The sequence below is a fragment of the Pelovirga terrestris genome (assembly GCF_014773365.1).
In the GTDB taxonomy this organism is placed as follows: Bacteria; Desulfobacterota; Desulfuromonadia; order Desulfuromonadales; family Geopsychrobacteraceae; genus Pelovirga; species Pelovirga terrestris.
Genome location: NZ_JACWUN010000004.1, coordinates 175,021 through 194,095, shown reverse-complemented (window position 1 = coordinate 194,095; position 19,075 = coordinate 175,021). Strand labels below are relative to the sequence as shown.

Below are 19,075 nucleotides of genomic sequence, written 5' to 3'. Positions count from 1 at the left end.
CAGTGTACCAAAAAAAAAGCCCCTCAGCGAACTGAAGGGCTTCATTTTGGGATTTTATACTACTACTCAGAAACCTGCCATACGCGCGAGCTGCATAATGGAACCGGGGACGATACCGAGGTACAGAACACCGATGACAGAAATCACAATTGACACAGCAGTGGCCGGGTAAATTTTCACCCAGGCGTAGTCTTCCTGCGGCTCTTTAAAGTACATAAAGATCATGATACGCAGATAGTAATAAAGGGATACCGCCGAATTGAGCACACCCAGCACCGCCAGCCAGATATAACCGGAGTTGATCGCTCCAGCAAAAATGTAGAACTTGCCGGTAAATCCTGCAGTTGGAGGAAGACCCATCAGCGCAAAGAGGAAGATGCTGAAAGCAATACCTAACATCGGCTTTTTATAACCCAGCCCGGTGACACCATCCAGGGTCAGATTTTCTTCACCACTGCGACCGATAAGAATCAGGATCGCGAAGGCGCCCATATTCATGAAGGTGTAAACAAGCATGTAGAAGAGAATACCGGCTGATCCGATCTCATTCCAGGCTACCAGGCCGACCATTGCGTAACCGGCGTGGGCGATGGAAGAGTAAGCGAGCATGCGCTTGAGATCTTTTTGATTCAACGCAATCAGGTTACCGACGGTCATGGTTAAAACAGCCAGGACCCAGAACACGGTGGTCAAATGATCCTGCATCCCTTCGAGACAAATGAACGTGACGCGAATCAGCGCGGCAAAGGCTGCGGCCTTTGGACCTGCACTCATAAAGGCAGTGATCGGTGTGGGTGCGCCCTGATACACATCGGGGGTCCACATATGGAATGGTGCAGCGGCAATCTTGAAGAAAAAGCCGGTCAGCATCAACAGACCGCCGGCAACAAACATGACATTGGTTGTTGTGTCCGGGTTAGCCTGAATATAGGCAGCGATATCATAAACCTTGGTTGTTCCACTGACTCCGTAAAGCAGGGCCATCCCATAGAGCAGGAAGCCGGTAGAAAAGGCTCCGAGGAAGAAGTACTTCAAGCCTGCCTCGTTACAGCGGACCTGATCACGGAAGAAGCCGGCCAGGATGTAAAGTGAAACTGAAAGAACCTCAAGACCAAGGAAGATGGTGATCAGGTCAGTACCTGAAACCATCCACATGGCACCTGCCGTGGTGATCAGAATCAACGGATAGTATTCGCCGACAGGGAAATTCTCGCGCTTGAGATATTCATCCGACATCAGGATGGCTAGCCCGGCAGCGATAATACAGATCATGCTGAAAAAGGCGGCAAAGTTGTCAAGCTGCACCGATCCGGCAAATCCATACTGGGTGTCATTCCACCCCATGATGGTAACGATGCCCGCAACAATCAACGAAGCAATGCTCAACCAGGCAATGTGTGCAGTTTTACCCCGTGGAGAAAAGACCGCAACCAGAAGTAGTGCCATCCCTGCCACTGAGAGTATCAGGGATGGCATGACGGCATGCAAGTTCACATTCTGGATGGCTTCTTGAACCAGATTTTCCATCGAACAGCTCCTCGGAACCAGTGTTTATTCAATCAACAATTATTTAGTATCAACTACATTTGCAACTACAGGCTGCACCACTTCAACGATGGCAACCTGCTGGTTGTTTATCTGCTGGAGCAATTGTTCAAGCGCGGGATTCATCTTGTCAAAGAAGGTATTGGGATAAATACCGATCCAGAAAACAAACAGTAACAGCGGTGCCATAATGACAATTTCACGCGCCGAAAGATCCTTGATATTCTCGTTGGCCGGATTGGTCACTTTGCCGAACATGATACGCTGATAAACCCACAGCATGTAGACTGCGGCAAGAATAACACCGGTGGTAGCAAAAACAGCGTACCAGCGCAGATCACTCTCAAAAGCTCCCATCAGCGCCAGAAACTCGCCAACAAAACCGTTGGTGCCGGGCAGACCGATGGATGAGAAGGTAATGATCAGAAAGATGGTCGCAAAGATCGGCATCTTGCCGGCCAGTCCACCAAACTCAGAGATCTGGCGGGTATGGCGGCGCTCATAGAGAAAGCCGACAATAAGGAACAGTGCGCCGGTTGAGATACCGTGGTTGATCATCTGAATCATACCGCCGGCCATCCCCTGCATATTCAGGGCAAACAGACCGAGCATAACGAAACCCAGGTGAGCAACCGACGAGTAAGCAACCAGCTTTTTCACATCATCCTGCATCATAGCGACTAATGAGCCATAGATAATACCGACAACAGAGAGGAAGGCCAAAAAGGGAATGAAGGTCTGCAGGGCCTCAGGGAACAAGGGCATGGCAAAACGGACATAACCGTAAGTACCCATCTTCAATAGTACAGCGGCCAGAATAACCGAACCGGCAGTCGGTGCCTCGGTATGGGCATCCGGCAACCAGGTATGCAGAGGAAACATAGGTACTTTGATCGCAAAGCTGAAACCAAAGGCCAGGAACAACCAGAATTGTGCGCCATAAGGGATATCCAGTTGGTAGAATTCCTGAATCCCAAAGCCGTTGACCGGTGAACCTGACTGGATAGCGTAGTAGTAGACAAAGATGATGCCGACCAACATCAGCAATGAACCGACAGCAGTATAGATGAAAAACTTTACCGCCGCGTAAATACGGTTAGAGCCACCCCAGATCCCGATCAGGAAATACATCGGAATCAGCATCAGTTCCCAGAAAATGTAGAAAAGGAAAAGATCAAGGGAGATAAAGGCGCCTAGCATTCCGGTCTGCAGCAACAGCAGCATCGCCATAAAGCCCTTGGTATTTTTCTTGACAGCATTCCAGGTGGACAGAATAGCAATCGGCATAATGAAGGTCGTCAACATCACCAGCCACAGGCTGATGCCGTCAACCCCAACGTTGTAATTCATCTGGAAAAATTCACCAACATGGATCCACTCATAGAATTCACGGTAGTGCATCCCGCCCGATGTTTTGAAGACATTGTCAAAAGCCAGAGGAAGGCTGATTAAGAATGTAATCAAAGATACAGCCAAAGCAAAGCTCTTGAGCATTGCGTCATTGTCCCGTGGGATAAACAGGAGGGCAATCATACCCACCAACGGGAAGAAAGTCATAATACTGAGAAGGTTGTCAGCCATGTGGAAACGCTCCTTGTAGCTTTATCGTATTCGCGGGCAGAATTAACAATTAACCAAAGACATAAAAGCCGACGATCACGACTACGCCGACCACCATGGCCACTGCGTAGTTATACATGTAACCCGTCTGGGTGTAACGCAAACCGGCCCCGACTCCTTTAACCACCCAGGCACAACCATTGACGATACCGTCGACCAGACGAACATCAAAGATTTTCCACAGGAAGGTACCAAAGCGCTTGCAGGGGTTAACAAAAACAAAATCGTACAGTTCGTCGATGTACCACTTATTGAAAACAAAGCGATAGACGCCGGCAAACTTCGCAGTAAACTGGGCAGGAAGCGCTGGATTCTTCATGTACATCAACCAGGCCATGTAGATACCGAACAGGGCAATACAGACCGACAGCGCGATCAGAGTATATTCGAGGGCATGCGAACCGTGGGCATTCAGGTTATGCAGTTCCTGGGCGGGACCAAAAACCGGTGCCAGGAAGTTACCAAAATGATTACCACCACCGAGGATTTTCGGAACCCCGACATAACCACCAACCACCGCCAGGAAAGCCAAAACCATCAACGGGACCGTAATAGTCCAGGGGGATTCAGGGATATGATCCTTAGCACGGGGGTCAGTGCGCTGAGCACCGAAGAAGGTCATGAACACCAGACGGAACATGTAGAAGGCAGTCATACCGGCGACACAGACGGCGATAATCCAGAAGATCGGATGACCGGCGGTGGAACCGAAGGACCACCAGAGAATCTCATCCTTGGAGAAGAAGCCGGAGAAGAGTGGGACACCGGCAATAGCAATCGTCGACAACAGGAAGGTCCAGAAGGTGATCGGCATTTTCGAGCGCAGACCACCCATGTTGCGCATATCCTGTGGATCATCATGGAGATGGGCGTGGTGGTAAGCATGATGCATGGCATGAATCACCGAACCGGAACCGAGGAACAGACAGGCCTTGAAGAAGGCGTGGGTCATCAGATGGAAGATACCGGCCGAGAAGGCGCCAACCCCCATAGCCAGGAACATGTAGCCCAACTGAGAAACCGTTGAATACGCCAGGACGCGCTTGATATCGTTCTGGGCGAAACCGATAGAGGCGGCAAGAAATGCTGTTGCTGCTCCGATAATAGCGATGGTCATCATGGTTGATGGAGCCATGGCGAACAGGATGTTCATCCGGCCGATCATATAGATACCGGCGGTAACCATGGTGGCTGCATGGATCAGAGCAGAAACCGGAGTTGGCCCTTCCATCGCATCCGGGAGCCAGGTAAAGAGGGGGATCTGAGCGGATTTACCGGTAGCGCCGAGAAAGAATGCCAGGGTGATAATAGTGATCAGCGCCCCGCCGGCTTCAAGCAGATGAGCATTGGCAGCAATTTCTACAAAGTTGATGGTCCAGACACCATGACCGGCGAGGGCCCAGAACAGTATGAACAGTCCACAGAGAAATCCGAAGTCACCAATACGGTTAACAACGAAAGCCTTTTTGGCGGCATCGCTGGCACTTTTCTTCTCGTAGTAGTAGCCGATCAGCAGATAGGAGCAGAGGCCAACACCCTCCCAGCCGATAAACATGACCAGAGCATTGCCGCCCAGAACCAGCATCAGCATGGAGAAGGCGAATAGATTCAGATAACTGAAGAATCTGTAGTAGCCGGTCTCTCCATGCATATAGCCGATGGAGTACAGATGGATCAAGGTACCAACCCCGGTAACCACCAGAATCATCACGGCAGAAAGAGGGTCAAGCAACAATTCCCAGTTGACCTGGAGGTTGCCGACCGTCATCCAGGAAGCAAGGACGATTTCATGGACTTTTTCGGTATCCCCGATCAGTCTGAAGAAATTCTGTACCGCTACCAGGAATGAAAGGAAGATCATCAGGGTACCGATACCGCCAATGACCGCTTCATTCTTGATCTTCTTGCCGAACAGGCCATTAATTATCGCCCCAAGAAGCGGGAAGAATGGGATGAGCCACAGATTACCGTACATCAAACTCTCCTATTAGCTGAAACACCCGTAAATGTGGTAGGGATCACCACTTGAGCATATTAAAATCGTCGACGTCGAGAGTCTCTTTATTGCGGTAAAAAGCAATAAGCAACGCCAGACCTACAGCCGCTTCAGCAGCAGCAACCGTCATGACAAAAAATACGAAGATCTGACCATCCAAGTTGCCGACATGTCGTGACAGGGCGATAAAGGTCAGGTTTACCGCGTTGAGCATGACCTCGATACACATAAAAACGACAATGGCATTTTTACGTGTGAGGACTCCAAGGGTACCTATTGCGAACAGAATGGCGCTCAACATTAGGTAGTGAGTGACAGTAATCATGGTTTATCTCCCAGGTCGTTCTCTGTTAGACTTTTTGTTTGGCAATTATCAACGCGCCGACAATGGCGATCAGCAACAATACCCCGGCAATTTCAAAGGGCAGGACAAAATCAAGGAACAGTGCCCGTCCGATCAGCTCAGTGTGACCAACCTCAGCAATCATGGCACTGGTCACCGGTCCGCCGGTTCCCGTCGCATCACCGCTACGCACCAGCTGGGTGGCTACCAACATCAGCAGCACAGAGACCAGTCCACCCGCTGCGATACCATGGGTATAGCGCCCTTTGATCGTTTGCCCGAAGTTGAGCAGCATGATCACGAAGATGATCAACACCATAATGGCACCGGCGTAAACGATAATCTGAATAGCTGCCATAAAAGGTGACTCGAGCATAACGTAGAAAACTGCCAGACAAATAAAGGTCGTCACCAGATTCAGAGCGCTGTTAATCGGATTACGGCATTTGACAACAAAAAATGCCGATACAATCGCGACCCCTGCAACAAGATAAAAGAATAGAATTTCCATTGGGTACGCAGCTCCTTGTTACGACTTGAGAAGACGTGCTTTGTCATACATAAAATCACCACGCTTGAAGTTGGCCAGTTCATAAGCGCTCGTCATTTCGATAGCTTCAACCGGACAAGCCTCTACGCAGTAGCCACAGAAAATGCACCGCAGCAGATCGATTTCGTAGACTCTTGGATATTTTTCGCCCTTTTCGTTCTCTTCCGATTCCACCGTAATGCATTTAGCCGGGCAGACAGTGGGACACAGATAACAGGCGACACATTTTTCACGGTCCTGAGCAGGCACCAGACGATGCAGGCCACGAAAGCGCGGGGCGATCTCCAGTCTCTGCTTGGGATATTCCACGGTCGTGGAATGCCCGGGCAGCAGATGCTTCAGCGTGATACTCAGGCCTTTGGCAAACTCTTTAAACATATCTATCCTCTACGCAACTTGTGGTTATTGCCAGAGCAGTACTGCAATACCGGTAATTACGATATTTGCAAGCGCCAGGGGGAGCATAACTTTCCAACCCATATGCATCAGTTGATCATAACGCAGACGTGGGAAGGTCGCCCGAATCCAGATAAAGAAGAACATGAACGCAAAGACCTTGATCAGGAAGTTCATCCAACCATAGAAGGGTCCGCTCCAGCCACCGAGGAACAGGGTTGCGGTGATGGCTGAAATAGTAATCATGTTGGCATACTCGGCCATGAAAAACAGGGCATACTTCATCGACGAATATTCCGTACAGAACCCGGAAACCAGCTCAGTCTCTGCTTCGGGAAGGTCAAATGGGGTCCGGTTGATCTCTGCCATCGAGGCAACAAGAAACAGACCGAAAGCCAGTGGCTGGCTAAAAATATACCAGTTGGGAATATACTTCAGGGCTTCTATACCCCAGAGAGGTCCCTGCTGCGCCAGCACGATGCCGCGCAGGCTCAAGGTTTCCGACAGCATGAAGACGGCGACAATGGAAAGTCCGGCCGCCAGTTCGTAGGAAATCATCTGGGCGGTCGAACGAATGCCGCCCAGCAAGGCATACTTACTATTGGATGCCAGACCTGCCAGAACGATTCCGTAGACCCCCAAGCCGGCCATCGCAAGGATAAACAGCACACCAAAGTTCAGATCGGTGATCTGCATCGGCACAACATACTGGATACCATCGTAGGTAAAGTGGAGATCGCTGCCGAAAGGAATAACAGCAATTGCGACGAAAGACGGGGCCAGAAGCATCATCGGTGCCAGGGAAAAGGCAAAAGGATGCGCCTGAGAAGGGATCATGTCCTCTTTAAAAAAGAGTTTCAACCCGTCGGCAATCGGTTGCAGCAAACCTTTCGGCCCGGTCATTGTCGGTCCCATGCGGGTTTGCATACGTCCGATGATTTTACGCTCGGCGTAGGTCGCATAAGCAACAATTAAAATCATGACCACAAAGGCCACCGCGATTTTAAGCAGCATCGCAACGGTAAATAGAACCGGTGTGTTCGAGAGTGTCAGAACTTCTGGCGTCATGACCATCCTCTTCCTTCTTCAGCTATGGCATTGCTGCCGATTTTAAGTCGATAGAAGCTATCAACGGTACAATGTTGTATTTTCTCTGTTCAGAGCTTTGATGGCTCAACTGCGATCACAGACTGACCAGTGTAGATCCTGTTCAAACCCAGACCAGCAAAGTGGTAGGGAGCGAAAATGACACCTTTTGGTAAGCGGTTATCAACCTTGGCCTTGGACTGAATAGTCACGCCGGCAGCTTTGAGTTGAATCATGTCGCCGGTTTTTACATTCAATGTTACTGCGTCGTCTCGGCCTAGCTCAATGTAAGGTTCCGGACAAACGGACATGGGACCCTTTGAGCGCGTCGAAACCGAACCGCTGTGGTACAGCGCGCTGCCAACGAGCAATTGATACTCAGCCTGCAGAGGTTCATTGCCGGCAACCGGGATAAGAACTTTTTTGAGCGGAGCCAGGGTCTCTCCACCCCAGACCTCACCTTGAGGACCGATCTGTTCATAGACGATACCGGCATAGCCGGCAACCTCTCCAGTCAGTTCACCAAAGGCTGCAGCCGGGGCTGCTGGAGCGGTTTTTTGCAACTTATTGAGCAGGGATTGAAATACAACAAAGTCAGATTTAGCTTCGCCTGGTGATTTTATACCGGCTCTCAGTCGTTGAATGCGCCGTTCAGCGTTGGTAAAGGTACCATCTTTTTCGGTAAAGGAAGCAGCCGGCAGGACGACATCAGCATATTTGGCTGAATCGGTCAGGAACAGATCCTGTACCACCAGGAACGATTTCTCCAGGGCCTTTTTGACCAGTCCCTGATCAGGGTAGGTAACAACGGGATCTTCACCAACCAGATAAAGCACCGGCAGCCTCCCTTCAGCTGCACTGTTGAGCATTTGCTGTGCACCCAGTCCCGCAGGCCCTGGGGTAATCTGCAGATCTATAGCTCCCTGGCTGTTAGCCTTTTCACCACACAGGTATAATCCTGAGCCCTCGCGTCCAGCTATGCCAGTCAGCAGGGCCAGGTTTGAAGCTGCAATGGCGATTTCCTTGCTGTGTGCGGTATAGGGCAAGCCATACGCAACAACGATCGCCGCATTTTTAGCGCCGGCCAGTTCGCGTGCGGTTTTTTTGATCGCTTCGGCGTCCGCACCGACCATCTTGGCAACAGTTTCAGGAGTATAGTCCGCCAGCGCCTTGGTCAGTTCAGCCAATCCTTGCAGATCATCTGTTTTTGCCAACCCTTCCGCAATGATGACCTGGCACAGGGCATTGATCATATTGATTTCGCAGCCCGGCTTATGCATCAGGGTGCGGGCATTGGGGAGTTTGCTTAACTTGCCACGTTTGTCAGCAATCACTGACAATTGTGCATCATTCAGGCGAATGGCCTGATTTATGACCATACCGAATACCGGATGGGTCTCGTAAAAATCAGAACGGATAGCCAGAATGGCGTTACACTTTTCAACCTGTGGGAAGGTGCCGGTTGAAGCGCTGATGCCCATGGTCTCATTCAAACCGGCTGTGAGCCCCTGGTAGCACTCGCCCCCGGAGTGATCAAGGTGATGGGTACCAAGCGCTGAACTGATCCGTTTGAGCAACAGCAGTTCTTCGTTGGTCAGGCGTGCACCACTGATAATACCGAGGTCCTTGCCGGCCGCTTTGAACTTTTCAGCGATAGTGACCAGGGCTTCATCCCAACTCGCCTCTCTCAGTTCACCGCCCTTGCGAATCAACGGCTTAGTGAGGCGTGTGGCGTCATTAACGTAGGAATAACCAAAACGACCGCGGACACACAGGTTGCCATGATTAACGCCGGTATCTTCGTTGAAGCGGATGGTTTGAACCTGATTGTCCTTGACGCCCAGCGTCACAGTACAACCGTTGCCACAATAGCCACACACCGTATCGACATCTTTAAGCTGCCAAGGGCGGGCTTTAAATTTGAAGGGGCGCGGCAAAATCGCGCCGACGGGGCACATGGACACACACTGTCCGCAGAACTCGCAGTTCAAGCCGCGATCAAAAGCGGTGGCAATCTTGGTTTCAAAACCACGGTTGATGAAAGAGTAAGAGCCGTAGCCAACCACTTCGTCACAGACCCGCACACATTTACCGCACAGTACACAGCGGTTCATGTTGCGCTCAATCAGGGGATTGACCTCATCGGTGGGCAGATCAAACTTTTCCCCCTGAAAGCGGTTGGTAACTACTTCATATTCGTAGGTCAGATCCTGCAGATCACATTCGCCACCCTTGTCGCACACCGGGCAATCAACAACATGATTGACTAGAAGAAACTCAAGAACGGTTTTGCGAACCTTGTTAATCTCATCAGACGTGGTCGTAACGACCATTCCCTCGGTGACCGGGGTAGTACAGGAGGGAATCAGCCGCCCCTTCATCTGCTCGACTTCGACCAAACAGATACGACAGGCGCCATAAGGAAGAAGTTTTTTGGCATAACAGAGCACCGGTATATAGATACCGTTCTCTTTGGCCGCCTCGTAGATTGTCGACGTTTTGGCGGTTGTGATCTGTTTTCCGTCAATCGTTAGATTAACCATCTTGACCTCTTATATTTCAAGCTGTGAACGCGATCAATCAATCGCCATGAAACGGCAAGCATCGTAACAGGAGGTACACCGGGTACATTTATCCAGGTTGATATAGGCGACTTTGCCCTTTTCCCACTCAATTGCATCCACCGGACATACGCGGGGGCAAATACCACACTTCTTGCATTTGTCTTCGATTACGCGGAAGTGCAACAGTTCCTTACAGCTGTGAGATGGGCACTCCTTATCCTTGATATGGGTCTCATACTCGTTCCGGAAATAACGAATGGTTGATAAAACTGGATTCGGAGCGGTCTGGCCCAGACCACAGAGCGAGCTCTTCTTGATATCGTAGGCCATATCCTCAAGCATTTCGATATCGCCCTCCTGTCCTTTGCCCTGGGTAATCCGCTCGAGAATTTCAAGCATAATCTTCAGGCCAATGCGACAGGGGATACATTTACCGCATGACTCAACCCGGGTGAAATTGAGGAAGAAGCGTGCAATATCAACCATACAGGTGGTCTCGTCCATCACCACCAGACCACCGGAACCCATCATGGCACCGGCTTTGATCAGCGAATCGTAATCAACCTCGGCATCCAGGGCTTCGGCCGGCAGACAACCACCGGAAGGACCGCCAGCCTGTACTGCCTTGAATTTACGATTATTGAGAATACCGCCACAAACGTCGTAGATAACCTCTTTCATGGTGGTTCCAGCCGGAACCTCAACCAGACCGGTGTGCTTTACTTTGCCGGTCAAAGCAAAAATCTTGGTTCCCTTGGTGCCTTCGGTACCGATAGACGAAAACCAATCAGCGCCGTTATAGAAGATGTAAGCGACGTTGGCGAAGGTCTCAACATTATTGATGTTGGTCGGATAGCCCCACAAGCCGCGCACCGCTGGAAATGGTGGACGGGGACGGGACATACCGCGCTGTCCCTCGATCGATGCCATCAACGCCGTTTCTTCGCCACAGACAAAAGCTCCGGCACCGGCCTTGATGCGCATATCAAGATCAAAACCTAAGCCCATACAGTTCTTACCAAGAAATCCTTTTTCGTAACAGGTATCAATGGCAAGCTGCAAGCGCTTGATCGCCAAGGGATACTCCGCTCGCACATAGACATAGGCAAATTTACAGCCGATAGCATAGGCGCCGATCATCAAACCCTCGATCAGACCATAGGGGTCGCCTTCAAGCACTGAACGGTCCATAAAGGCCCCGGGATCACCCTCGTCCGCATTACAGATCAGATACTTGGTATCGCCCGGAGATCCTTTGGCAAAGGACCATTTCAGACCGGTCGGGAAGCCACCACCGCCACGGCCACGCAGACCGGATTTCTTAACCTCGTTAATGACCTCGTCCTGGCTCATGGTGACGGCTTTTTGGATTCCGGTAAATCCGCGATGAGCAAGAAAATCATCAAGACTTTCAGCGTCGATAGTGCCGCAGCGGGAGAAGATAATGCGTTGCTGCTTTTCGAGGAATTGGTGGTAATAAGGGCCTGCCACCTTTTTTTCGACCGGGTTGCCACCCAGGACATGTTCGTCAACGATCTGGGGAACCAGGTCAGGGGTCACAAAATCGTAGGTGACCGGCTCTTCCCCCGGCTTGCAGATGTCAACCAGAACATCATTAGCACAGAGGCCGCGACAGCCGGTGGAGTTGACATCACAGGCACTGCCGATCTTGGCGGCAACACCCTTTTTTTCAAACTCCGCCTCAAAGGCTGCGACGACAGATGCAGCGCCGGAGGCTAGCCCACCTGTTCCTGTACAAATAAGGACCTTCAGATTTTCAGCAGTTTCGGACATAGAATCTTTCCTCGATACCAAAAGCGGTGTCTTTTTTGAGTCAGTCCATTGCCTTGTATTTTTCAATAACTTCGGCAGTTTTCTGGACAGTAATGCTTCCGTAGGTCGCATCATTGACCATAATGACGGGGGCCATTCCACAAGCGCCGATACAGGCGACATACTCCGCTGTAAATTTCAGATCCTCAGTGGTTTCCGCGTGACTGATTCCCAGCCTCTCAACAATCGCGTCGCCGATACGACCGGCCCCCTTAACGTGGCAGGCAGTCCCCATGCAGACACGAATAATGTACTTACCCCGCGGCTTGAGATGAAACTGGGCATAAAAGGTCAATACTCCGTAGATCTGACTGGCATAGACATTGAGCCTCTCGGCAGCCAGATGAACCGTTGCTTCCGGGATATAACCATAAGCTTCCTGGATCCCCTGCAAGACCGGCATCAGATTGCCATGAATATCGATATACTTGTCGATCACCTCATTTGCTGCGGTCAGATCAATTTCTTCCAGTTCTTCGACCTGTTCCTCAGCTTGCTGCACGTTTTCTGTCATAGCATCCTCATAGTACAAGCGGGTAGATTAACGGTCGATTTCACCAAGAACGATGTCAAGGGTTCCAATAACGGCAATAACATCCGCCAGCAGGCGGCCCTCCACCATTTGAGGCAATCCCTGAAGATTGATAAAGGACGGTGGTCGCACCTTCATGCGATAAGGATGGGCACTGCCATCAGATACCAGGTAGAAGCCCAGCTCGCCCTTCGGCGCTTCGATCCCCTGATAAACCTCCCCAGCTTCCGGCTTGAACCCTTCAGTGATGATTTTGAAGTGATGAATCAAACCTTCGATGGTATTCACCACATCCTGCTTTGGCGGCAGCACAACTTTCGGACAATCGGCCAGGATTGGGCCCGGCTTGAGCTTATCTAGGGCCTGGAGAATGATCAGACTGGATTGACGCATCTCATCGAGGCGCACCTTGTAACGGGCGAAGGTATCTCCTTCCTGACGAACGGGAACCTCAAATTGATAGTCTTCATAGCCACTGTAAGGGTTATCACGACGCAGATCCCAGTCAACGCCGGAAGCGCGCAGGCCCGGCCCGGTAATCCCGATATCGATGGCTGCCTCGGCGGTGATGGTGCCGACGCCGATAGTTCGCTTCTGCCAGATCCGGTTGCCGGTGAGCAGCCCTTCATATTCATCAATATGAGCAGGCATCCCTTCCGCATACTCACGCATTTCCTGCTCAACACCGGCGGGAAGGTCAGCAGAGAGACCTCCTACCCGGAAGTAGTTAGAGGTCATCCGGGCGCCGGAAATCTTTTCGTACAGGTCGGTAATCACCTCGCGCTCACGAAAGCAGTAGAGGAAGACGGTCATCGCACCAATATCCAGGGCGTGGGTCGCCAGCCAGACCAGGTGGCTTTTAAGCCGTGTCAACTCGGTCAGCAATACCCTGACAACCTTGGCCCGCTCAGGAATCTGATCCGTGATGCCAAGCAACTTCTCAACCGCCAGGACATAGCCCAGATTGTTGCTCATGGGGGCCAGATAATCGAGCCGGTCGGTCAACGGAATAACCTGGTGGTAGGTGCGATGCTCGGAGAGCTTCTCAACACCGCGGTGCAGATAACCGATGTGCGGAGTTGCCTTGCGGACAATTTCACCATCAAGTTCCAGAATCAACTGCAACACCCCGTGGGTTGACGGGTGCTGAGGTCCCATATTGATGGTCATTAGTTCGTTGCTTTTCACTGCCATTGTATGCCTCGCCCAGTTGTGGTTATGCCTGTCACCTGCAGATTAAGAAAGCCGTCCCTGATAGGGTTCACGATCCGGACCCTGAACAGGATAATCCTTACGCAGCGGATGACCGACCCAGTCTGCAGGCATCAGAATCCGGCGCGGGTCAGGGTGACCAACAAAAGTGATCCCCATCAGATCCCAGCATTCCCGCTCCATCCAGTTGGCGGTACCCCAGACAGTACTCACCGTAGCAATCTGTGCGTCCTGCTCTTCAACCGGTGCCTTGAGGCGAATACGTTCCTTGGTGGTAATGTTATAGAGGTTGTAAACGACCATATAACGAGGAGCCTGACCAAGATAGTCAACGCTGCACAGATCACAAAGAAGGTTGTAGCCGCCGCTATCTCGCATAAAGGTGCAGATATCGACAATGTTTTCCTTGTTGACGGTAACCGTCGTTTCTCCGCGAAACTCAACGACATCAAGGATTTCGGAAGAAAATTTCGCCTTGAGTTTTTCTACAATTGCTAGATCGCTCATCGATTTATTCCTATCATGAACAGTCGGCCGTCAAGCCTAACTGCGAATTACTTCACCAATGCCGATAGCCGCACCGAAGGTATTACGCTCCGCGCGGATTTTTTCCTGCAGTTTCATCAACCCATAGAGCAATCCCTCGGGGCGGGGCGGACACCCGGGGATGTAAACATCAACCGGGATATGCTCGTCGATCCCCTGAACCGTGCTGTAAGTATCGAAAATACCACCGGACGATGCACAGGCCCCCATAGCAATAACGTAGCGTGGTTCAGGCATCTGCTCATAAACCGTCTTGATGACCGGGAGCATTTTCTTGGTCACGGTGCCTGCGACAATCAACACATCGGCCTGACGTGGCGAAGCACGAAACAGGATACCCATGCGGTCAAGGTCAAAACGCGCGGCACCGGTGGCCATCATCTCTATGGCGCAACAGGCAAGACCGAAGGTCATGGGCCACATGGAACTTGCACGTGACCAGTTAACCAGTTTGTCAAGGCTCGTTGTGATGAAGCCGCTACCTAATGTTGTGGGCTGCCCTACTCCCATTCCAGAGCTCCTTTTTTCCAGTCATAGATAAAACCGATAACCAGCACGAAAATGAAAATCCCCATAGTGATGGCACCATACCAGCCCAGTTGCTTGAACATAATGGCCCAGGGGTAGAGAAAGGCGACCTCAACGTCAAAAACGATGAACGCTACGGCAACCAGATAGAACTTGACGGAAAAGCGCTCATTGGCATTGCCGATCGGCGGAACACCACACTCATACGGAGACATTTTCAGTTCGCTGTAGCGCTTAACGCCAACGAGTCGCGAAAAGACAACCGAACCGATGGCAAAAGCGAACGCGATGCCGATGACAACAATTATCGGCAAATAAAGATCCAACATAGGAAACGCTCCTTCCTCAGAAGACATTGAAGACGTGTTGTGTTTTTCGTCAAAACACGTTTTAACGCCACAGTGTGACGAAAATTAAGACAGTTGATGCGGCCCTGTCAAGCAAAAAATACAGTATACTGTATGCAATTGGTCTGACCTGTGCCGCTTTTTTTATCTTGAAATTACAATAGTTTTTGCTTTTTAACAAAAATTATGGTGTTTTACAACGACTCTCATGGCTGGTCGCTTGCCGGTGTCTTGGAATCCATAAGTTTTAAAGCGAACAGATTTCGGCGTCTCCTCAACAACTTTCATTTCTCGACACATTTAATCATGTTTTATTGTTGCCCGGACAAGCGATTTGGTCAGAATTTGCTCTGGTTATTGCTCCCCCATTCTTTTCAGATCAGCTGCGCTAAACAGATATTCTGCACAACAGTATTCACAACGAACACAGGTTGTTGATTGCTGTTGTGCCGTACTCAATAATTCCTCCGGGCCAAGGCCAATAAGCATCTGCTCTGTCTGCTCGCGACTGCAGGGGCAGAAAAAACTCAAAGGAATCGTTTCACTGATAGCGAAGCTGTCGTCTCCGAAGATTCGTGCCAGAATCTCTTTCGGGTGCATTTTATCCCGCAGCATACTGGTGAGCGGCGGCAAATCTGTAATGCGACCAACCAGTGTATCAATTTTTTCCGGCAGCTCCGGCGGCAGGGTTTGAATCAGAAAACCCCCGGCGGCGGCAACCGCACCAGTGCTGTTAAATTCAACCCCAAGGCCCAGGCTGGACGGAACCTGCTCCGAACTGCTCAGGTACCAAGCCAGATCCTCGCCAATCTCGCTGGTCTGTAATTGCACCATGCTTTGATAGGGTTTTTTCAGCCCCAGATCTTTAATTACCGTCAAAAAACCGGCCCGGCCTATGGCACCCGCCACATCAAATTTGTCGGCGCGAGGGGGCAAACCAGGCAGTGGATTGCGGATGGTGCCACGCAAACGCCCCTGGGCATCAGCTTCAACCGCCATTCGTCCAATCGGGCCATTACCTTCAACCGCCAGGGACAAGCGTTGACGCCCCTTCAATAGTCCCGCCATCAGCGCACCACCGGCGATCAGGCGCCCCAAGGCAACCGTGGCGGTCAGATCGGTCTGCTGTTTGGCACAGATTTCACGCACCGTCTGCGTGGTGACCGCTACCAATCCGCGAAAACACTTATCCGCACTGACAACCCGCCACAGGATATCTTGCGACGGTGCCATGGGCTCACTCGCTTCCTTCATCAGCTATTTCCTTGTTTTTAGTACATTTGATTTTTGCTGTAGCGCGGCACTGGAATCAAACCTGACAGGATTATGAACGCAGTCGATAGCCCTTACCGATCAACCACGCGGCCCAGGCAAAAAGGATGGCAGCTATCGTCGCACTGACACCAAAAGCAATGGCAAAGCTGGTGTCACCGACTCCAATGATCGCATGTCGAAAACCATCAATCAGATAAAACAGAGGATTTAAATAGGAGAGCGAAGACCAAGGGGCCGGCAGAATGGAAATAGGATAAAACACCCCCCCCAGATAGATCAGGGGCAGAATCATGAAATTGGTGTAGACCGACAGAGTATCAAAATTATGGGCATAGATTGCCGCGATCAGGCCAAACTGGGCAAACAGAAAACTGGCGATCATCGCCATCAGGGCTGCCAGTAATGGGTATTCCCACGGCAGGGTGGCGAACAAAAAGGAGATCAGCAACACCACCGAGCCAACCAACAGGCCGCGCAGCATCGCCGCCAGGGTATAAGCCATGATGAATTGCGGTGGCGTGACCGGTGTTACCAGCAGATCGACAATCCCGCCAAGATAGCGCGACATAAACAGGGATGAAGAGGTATTGGCAAAGGAGTTGTTAATCACCCCCATGATAATCAGACCCGGAATAACAAATTGGGCATAGCTGAACCCCTCCAGCACCGTTAAGCGATTACCCAGGGTGGCGCCGAAGACAAACAAATACAAGGAAGCGGTAACAATTGGCGCCAACAGGGTCTGGGTCGAAACCCGCCGAAAACGTAGAATTTCTTTACGCAGCAGGGTGACGAAGGGCAGCCAGGCATAAAAACGATTATCAGGCTGTGGTACCATTTTTGCCTCCGCCCATGCCGGTTAATTGAATAAAAACCTCTTCCAGTCCGCTCTGATCGGTTTCAAAATCGCGGATATTCAGCCCTGACCGGCACAAGTGTTTAAGCATAATGCCGGCACTGCCCCCGACAGGGAGGTTCAGCACCAGCACTGTCCCACCATGTTCAACGCTAGGGGCATACTCTTCCAACCCTGGCGGTAGGCCAGCCAGCGGCTCTTCAAGCCATAACTTGAGGCGTCGATTAGAGAGCTTGCGTACCAGATCATGGGTCGGCTCAAGGGCGATCATTTCCCCATGATGCATGATACCGATCCGATCACACATCTGTTCAGCTTCTTCAAGATAATGGGTGGTCAGCAAAATCGTCGTACCCTTTTTATTCATCTCTCTGACAAAATCCCATAAACCATGACGCAGCTCAACATCGACCCCGGCGGTCGGCTCATCCAATATGAGCAAACGCGGACGATGGATCAATGCTTTGGCAATCATAAAACGCCGCTTCATGCCACCGGAGAGCTTGATCATGATCTTGCCCAGATGAGGCCGCAAGCCCAGTCGATCAATGAGCAGATTACGCCAGGCCGGATCATCCTTGACCCCGTAGTAACCTGAGTGAATTTCAAGCGCCTGCTCAATGGTGAAAAAGTTATCGATGACAATTTCCTGATGAACAACCCCGAGCAAGCGCCGGGTATGGCGATAGTCTTTCTGGTTGTCATAGCCAAAAGCCTGCACCTGCCCCTGACCGATCTTGACCACACCGGCAACCATATTGATGGTCGTACTCTTACCGGCACCGTTGGGACCAAGCAGACCGAAGATTTCCCCCTCAGGGATGGCAAAACTTAACCCCTTGACCGCAGGCACGCCGGCGAACTCTTTATATAGATCTGTTATTTCGAGTGCATTCATGGTGCGACTATAACGGTCGTCACAACCTTATGCAACTGCAATAGAAACTCTTGCTTCATTGATTCTCCTATTGCCATTAAAAAAGGCAGCCCACAAGAGGGAGCTGCCTTTTTATCATTGTTCACTATCTGAATACGGCTCTATTTATTTGATTTCAAAGGTTCCGTCGGCCTTGCAATCCACGTTGTAAGGCAGATAGACAACACCTTTTTCGTTTTTGTAGTTGCCATCTTCGATCTCTTCCTGCAATGCGAAGAAAGCACCACCGGAACGGGCACCGGTTGCACAAACAAAAACAACCTTCTTATCGGTCGGCAGCTGCTTGAGCACGCCTTCCATGTTGTTATAGAATTCGCCATCGGGAATCAGCACGGCACCGGGTATATGACCGGCATTGAACTCACGCTCGCTGCGCACATCGACGATGAACAGGCTGCCGTCGGCGATGCCTTTGAGCAGATCTTCTGCACTAATGGTGGGGGAGGGGCCTTTAGGTGCTTCGACGATGCCGCTGGCATCATTACCCCAGGTACCATGGCCGGCTTTTTTCCAGGCCGGGATACCTTCGGCGTAAACACGAACTTTTTTATAGCCCATAGCCAATGCGGCATTGGCACTCTTATGACTCAAGTCACAGTGATGACCGCCGCAGTAGAAGATCAACAGGGTATCTTTATCCGCCGGCAACAGGCCTTTTTTCTGCTCCCACAGAACCCAGGGGATAGAGATGGAACCGGGGATATGCTCTTTCTGGCTGACCAGATGAGGACGTGAATCGATCAGAGCAAATCCACCCTTGGTGCTGTCATCGACCAGCGCTTTTACCGGACCAGTTTGGATAATGGTGTAATTTCCTGCTGCCGTCCAGCCAGGCTCACCTTCGTACCAGGCTTTGATGTTGGTTAAACCATTTTTTTGAGCGACGACCGCCGCTTGAGAGGTGAAAGG

At 51.0% G+C, this 19,075-nt stretch carries 18 protein-coding genes; all 18 read right to left on the bottom strand.

Features of this window, described 5'->3' with window-relative positions:
- Positions 1 to 66: 66 nt before the first annotated feature.
- Positions 67 to 1,527, bottom strand: a complete 1,461-nt coding sequence (locus tag ICT70_RS05220; RefSeq protein WP_191154336.1) for an NADH-quinone oxidoreductase subunit N — start codon at positions 1,525 to 1,527, stop codon at positions 67 to 69.
- Between the two features lie 39 nt (positions 1,528 to 1,566).
- On the bottom strand, positions 1,567 to 3,126 hold the full coding sequence (locus ICT70_RS05215) for an NADH-quinone oxidoreductase subunit M (protein WP_191154335.1): 1,560 nt from the start codon (positions 3,124 to 3,126) through the stop codon (positions 1,567 to 1,569).
- 49 nt (positions 3,127 to 3,175) lie between these two features.
- A complete protein-coding gene (nuoL, locus tag ICT70_RS05210; RefSeq protein WP_191154334.1) occupies positions 3,176 to 5,140 on the bottom strand; it encodes an NADH-quinone oxidoreductase subunit L in 1,965 nt (654 codons plus the stop codon).
- Positions 5,141 to 5,183: 43 nt separating this feature from the next.
- Positions 5,184 to 5,486 (bottom strand): NADH-quinone oxidoreductase subunit NuoK, encoded by a 303-nt coding sequence (gene nuoK, locus ICT70_RS05205; protein WP_191154333.1) that lies wholly within the window; start codon positions 5,484 to 5,486, stop codon positions 5,184 to 5,186.
- A gap of 25 nt (positions 5,487 to 5,511) precedes the next feature.
- On the bottom strand, positions 5,512 to 6,015 hold the full coding sequence (locus ICT70_RS05200) for an NADH-quinone oxidoreductase subunit J (protein WP_191154332.1): 504 nt from the start codon (positions 6,013 to 6,015) through the stop codon (positions 5,512 to 5,514).
- Positions 6,016 to 6,033: 18 nt separating this feature from the next.
- A complete protein-coding gene (locus tag ICT70_RS05195) occupies positions 6,034 to 6,432 on the bottom strand; it encodes a NuoI/complex I 23 kDa subunit family protein (RefSeq protein WP_191154331.1) in 399 nt (132 codons plus the stop codon).
- A 24-nt stretch (positions 6,433 to 6,456) separates the two neighbouring features.
- Positions 6,457 to 7,518 (bottom strand): NADH-quinone oxidoreductase subunit NuoH, encoded by a 1,062-nt coding sequence (gene nuoH / locus ICT70_RS05190; protein ID WP_191154330.1) that lies wholly within the window; start codon positions 7,516 to 7,518, stop codon positions 6,457 to 6,459.
- Between the two features lie 89 nt (positions 7,519 to 7,607).
- Positions 7,608 to 10,079 carry an NADH-quinone oxidoreductase subunit NuoG gene (gene nuoG / locus ICT70_RS05185; protein ID WP_191154329.1) on the bottom strand — a complete coding sequence of 824 codons (2,472 nt, stop codon included), beginning with the start codon at positions 10,077 to 10,079 and terminating at the stop codon, positions 7,608 to 7,610.
- A 33-nt stretch (positions 10,080 to 10,112) separates the two neighbouring features.
- Entirely contained in the window at positions 10,113 to 11,894 is a 1,782-nt protein-coding gene (gene nuoF, locus ICT70_RS05180) for an NADH-quinone oxidoreductase subunit NuoF (RefSeq protein WP_191154328.1), read from the bottom strand.
- A gap of 40 nt (positions 11,895 to 11,934) precedes the next feature.
- Positions 11,935 to 12,447 (bottom strand): NADH-quinone oxidoreductase subunit NuoE, encoded by a 513-nt coding sequence (gene nuoE, locus ICT70_RS05175; protein WP_191154327.1) that lies wholly within the window; start codon positions 12,445 to 12,447, stop codon positions 11,935 to 11,937.
- Positions 12,448 to 12,474: 27 nt separating this feature from the next.
- The gene (gene nuoD / locus ICT70_RS05170) at positions 12,475 to 13,653 is read right to left on the bottom strand and encodes an NADH dehydrogenase (quinone) subunit D (RefSeq protein ID WP_191154373.1); all 1,179 of its coding nucleotides are present in this window, start codon (positions 13,651 to 13,653) and stop codon (positions 12,475 to 12,477) included.
- Between the two features lie 48 nt (positions 13,654 to 13,701).
- Positions 13,702 to 14,184 (bottom strand): NADH-quinone oxidoreductase subunit C, encoded by a 483-nt coding sequence (locus tag ICT70_RS05165; protein ID WP_191154326.1) that lies wholly within the window; start codon positions 14,182 to 14,184, stop codon positions 13,702 to 13,704.
- A gap of 36 nt (positions 14,185 to 14,220) precedes the next feature.
- Complete coding sequence (locus ICT70_RS05160; RefSeq protein ID WP_191154325.1) at positions 14,221 to 14,733, bottom strand: NADH-quinone oxidoreductase subunit B; 513 nt, start codon at positions 14,731 to 14,733, stop codon at positions 14,221 to 14,223.
- Positions 14,724 to 15,080 carry an NADH-quinone oxidoreductase subunit A gene (locus ICT70_RS05155; RefSeq protein WP_191154324.1) on the bottom strand — a complete coding sequence of 119 codons (357 nt, stop codon included), beginning with the start codon at positions 15,078 to 15,080 and terminating at the stop codon, positions 14,724 to 14,726. Before ICT70_RS05155 ends, ICT70_RS05160 begins: the two co-directional genes overlap by 10 nt.
- A 372-nt stretch (positions 15,081 to 15,452) precedes the next feature.
- Entirely contained in the window at positions 15,453 to 16,352 is a 900-nt protein-coding gene (hslO, locus tag ICT70_RS05150) for an Hsp33 family molecular chaperone HslO (protein WP_224746826.1), read from the bottom strand.
- Positions 16,353 to 16,422: 70 nt separating this feature from the next.
- Positions 16,423 to 17,211 (bottom strand): ABC transporter permease, encoded by a 789-nt coding sequence (locus ICT70_RS05145; protein WP_191154323.1) that lies wholly within the window; start codon positions 17,209 to 17,211, stop codon positions 16,423 to 16,425.
- Positions 17,195 to 18,127, bottom strand: coding sequence for an ABC transporter ATP-binding protein (locus ICT70_RS05140; RefSeq protein ID WP_191154322.1), 933 nt, complete (start codon positions 18,125 to 18,127; stop codon positions 17,195 to 17,197). Before ICT70_RS05140 ends, ICT70_RS05145 begins: the two co-directional genes overlap by 17 nt.
- A gap of 144 nt (positions 18,128 to 18,271) precedes the next feature.
- Positions 18,272 to 18,943, bottom strand: coding sequence for a rhodanese-like domain-containing protein (locus ICT70_RS14875; RefSeq protein WP_224746845.1), 672 nt, complete (start codon positions 18,941 to 18,943; stop codon positions 18,272 to 18,274).
- Positions 18,944 to 19,075 lie beyond the last annotated feature (132 nt).

Coding starts and splice junctions, on each gene's coding strand:
- nuoK (WP_191154333.1), bottom strand. CDS start 5,486: ATGATTACTGTCACTCACTACCTAATGTTGAGCGCCATTCTGTTCGCA.
- ICT70_RS05145 (WP_191154323.1), bottom strand. CDS start 17,211: ATGGTACCACAGCCTGATAATCGTTTTTATGCCTGGCTGCCCTTCGTC.
- ICT70_RS05155 (WP_191154324.1), bottom strand. CDS start 15,080: ATGTTGGATCTTTATTTGCCGATAATTGTTGTCATCGGCATCGCGTTC.
- nuoL (WP_191154334.1), bottom strand. CDS start 5,140: ATGTACGGTAATCTGTGGCTCATCCCATTCTTCCCGCTTCTTGGGGCG.
- nuoE (WP_191154327.1), bottom strand. CDS start 12,447: ATGACAGAAAACGTGCAGCAAGCTGAGGAACAGGTCGAAGAACTGGAA.
- ICT70_RS05140 (WP_191154322.1), bottom strand. CDS start 18,127: ATGAATGCACTCGAAATAACAGATCTATATAAAGAGTTCGCCGGCGTG.
- hslO (WP_224746826.1), bottom strand. CDS start 16,352: ATGAAGGAAGCGAGTGAGCCCATGGCACCGTCGCAAGATATCCTGTGG.
- ICT70_RS05215 (WP_191154335.1), bottom strand. CDS start 3,126: ATGGCTGACAACCTTCTCAGTATTATGACTTTCTTCCCGTTGGTGGGT.
- nuoG (WP_191154329.1), bottom strand. CDS start 10,079: ATGGTTAATCTAACGATTGACGGAAAACAGATCACAACCGCCAAAACG.
- ICT70_RS05200 (WP_191154332.1), bottom strand. CDS start 6,015: ATGGAAATTCTATTCTTTTATCTTGTTGCAGGGGTCGCGATTGTATCG.
- ICT70_RS05195 (WP_191154331.1), bottom strand. CDS start 6,432: ATGTTTAAAGAGTTTGCCAAAGGCCTGAGTATCACGCTGAAGCATCTG.
- nuoH (WP_191154330.1), bottom strand. CDS start 7,518: ATGACGCCAGAAGTTCTGACACTCTCGAACACACCGGTTCTATTTACC.
- ICT70_RS05220 (WP_191154336.1), bottom strand. CDS start 1,527: ATGGAAAATCTGGTTCAAGAAGCCATCCAGAATGTGAACTTGCATGCC.
- ICT70_RS05160 (WP_191154325.1), bottom strand. CDS start 14,733: ATGGGAGTAGGGCAGCCCACAACATTAGGTAGCGGCTTCATCACAACG.
- ICT70_RS05165 (WP_191154326.1), bottom strand. CDS start 14,184: ATGAGCGATCTAGCAATTGTAGAAAAACTCAAGGCGAAATTTTCTTCC.
- nuoF (WP_191154328.1), bottom strand. CDS start 11,894: ATGTCCGAAACTGCTGAAAATCTGAAGGTCCTTATTTGTACAGGAACA.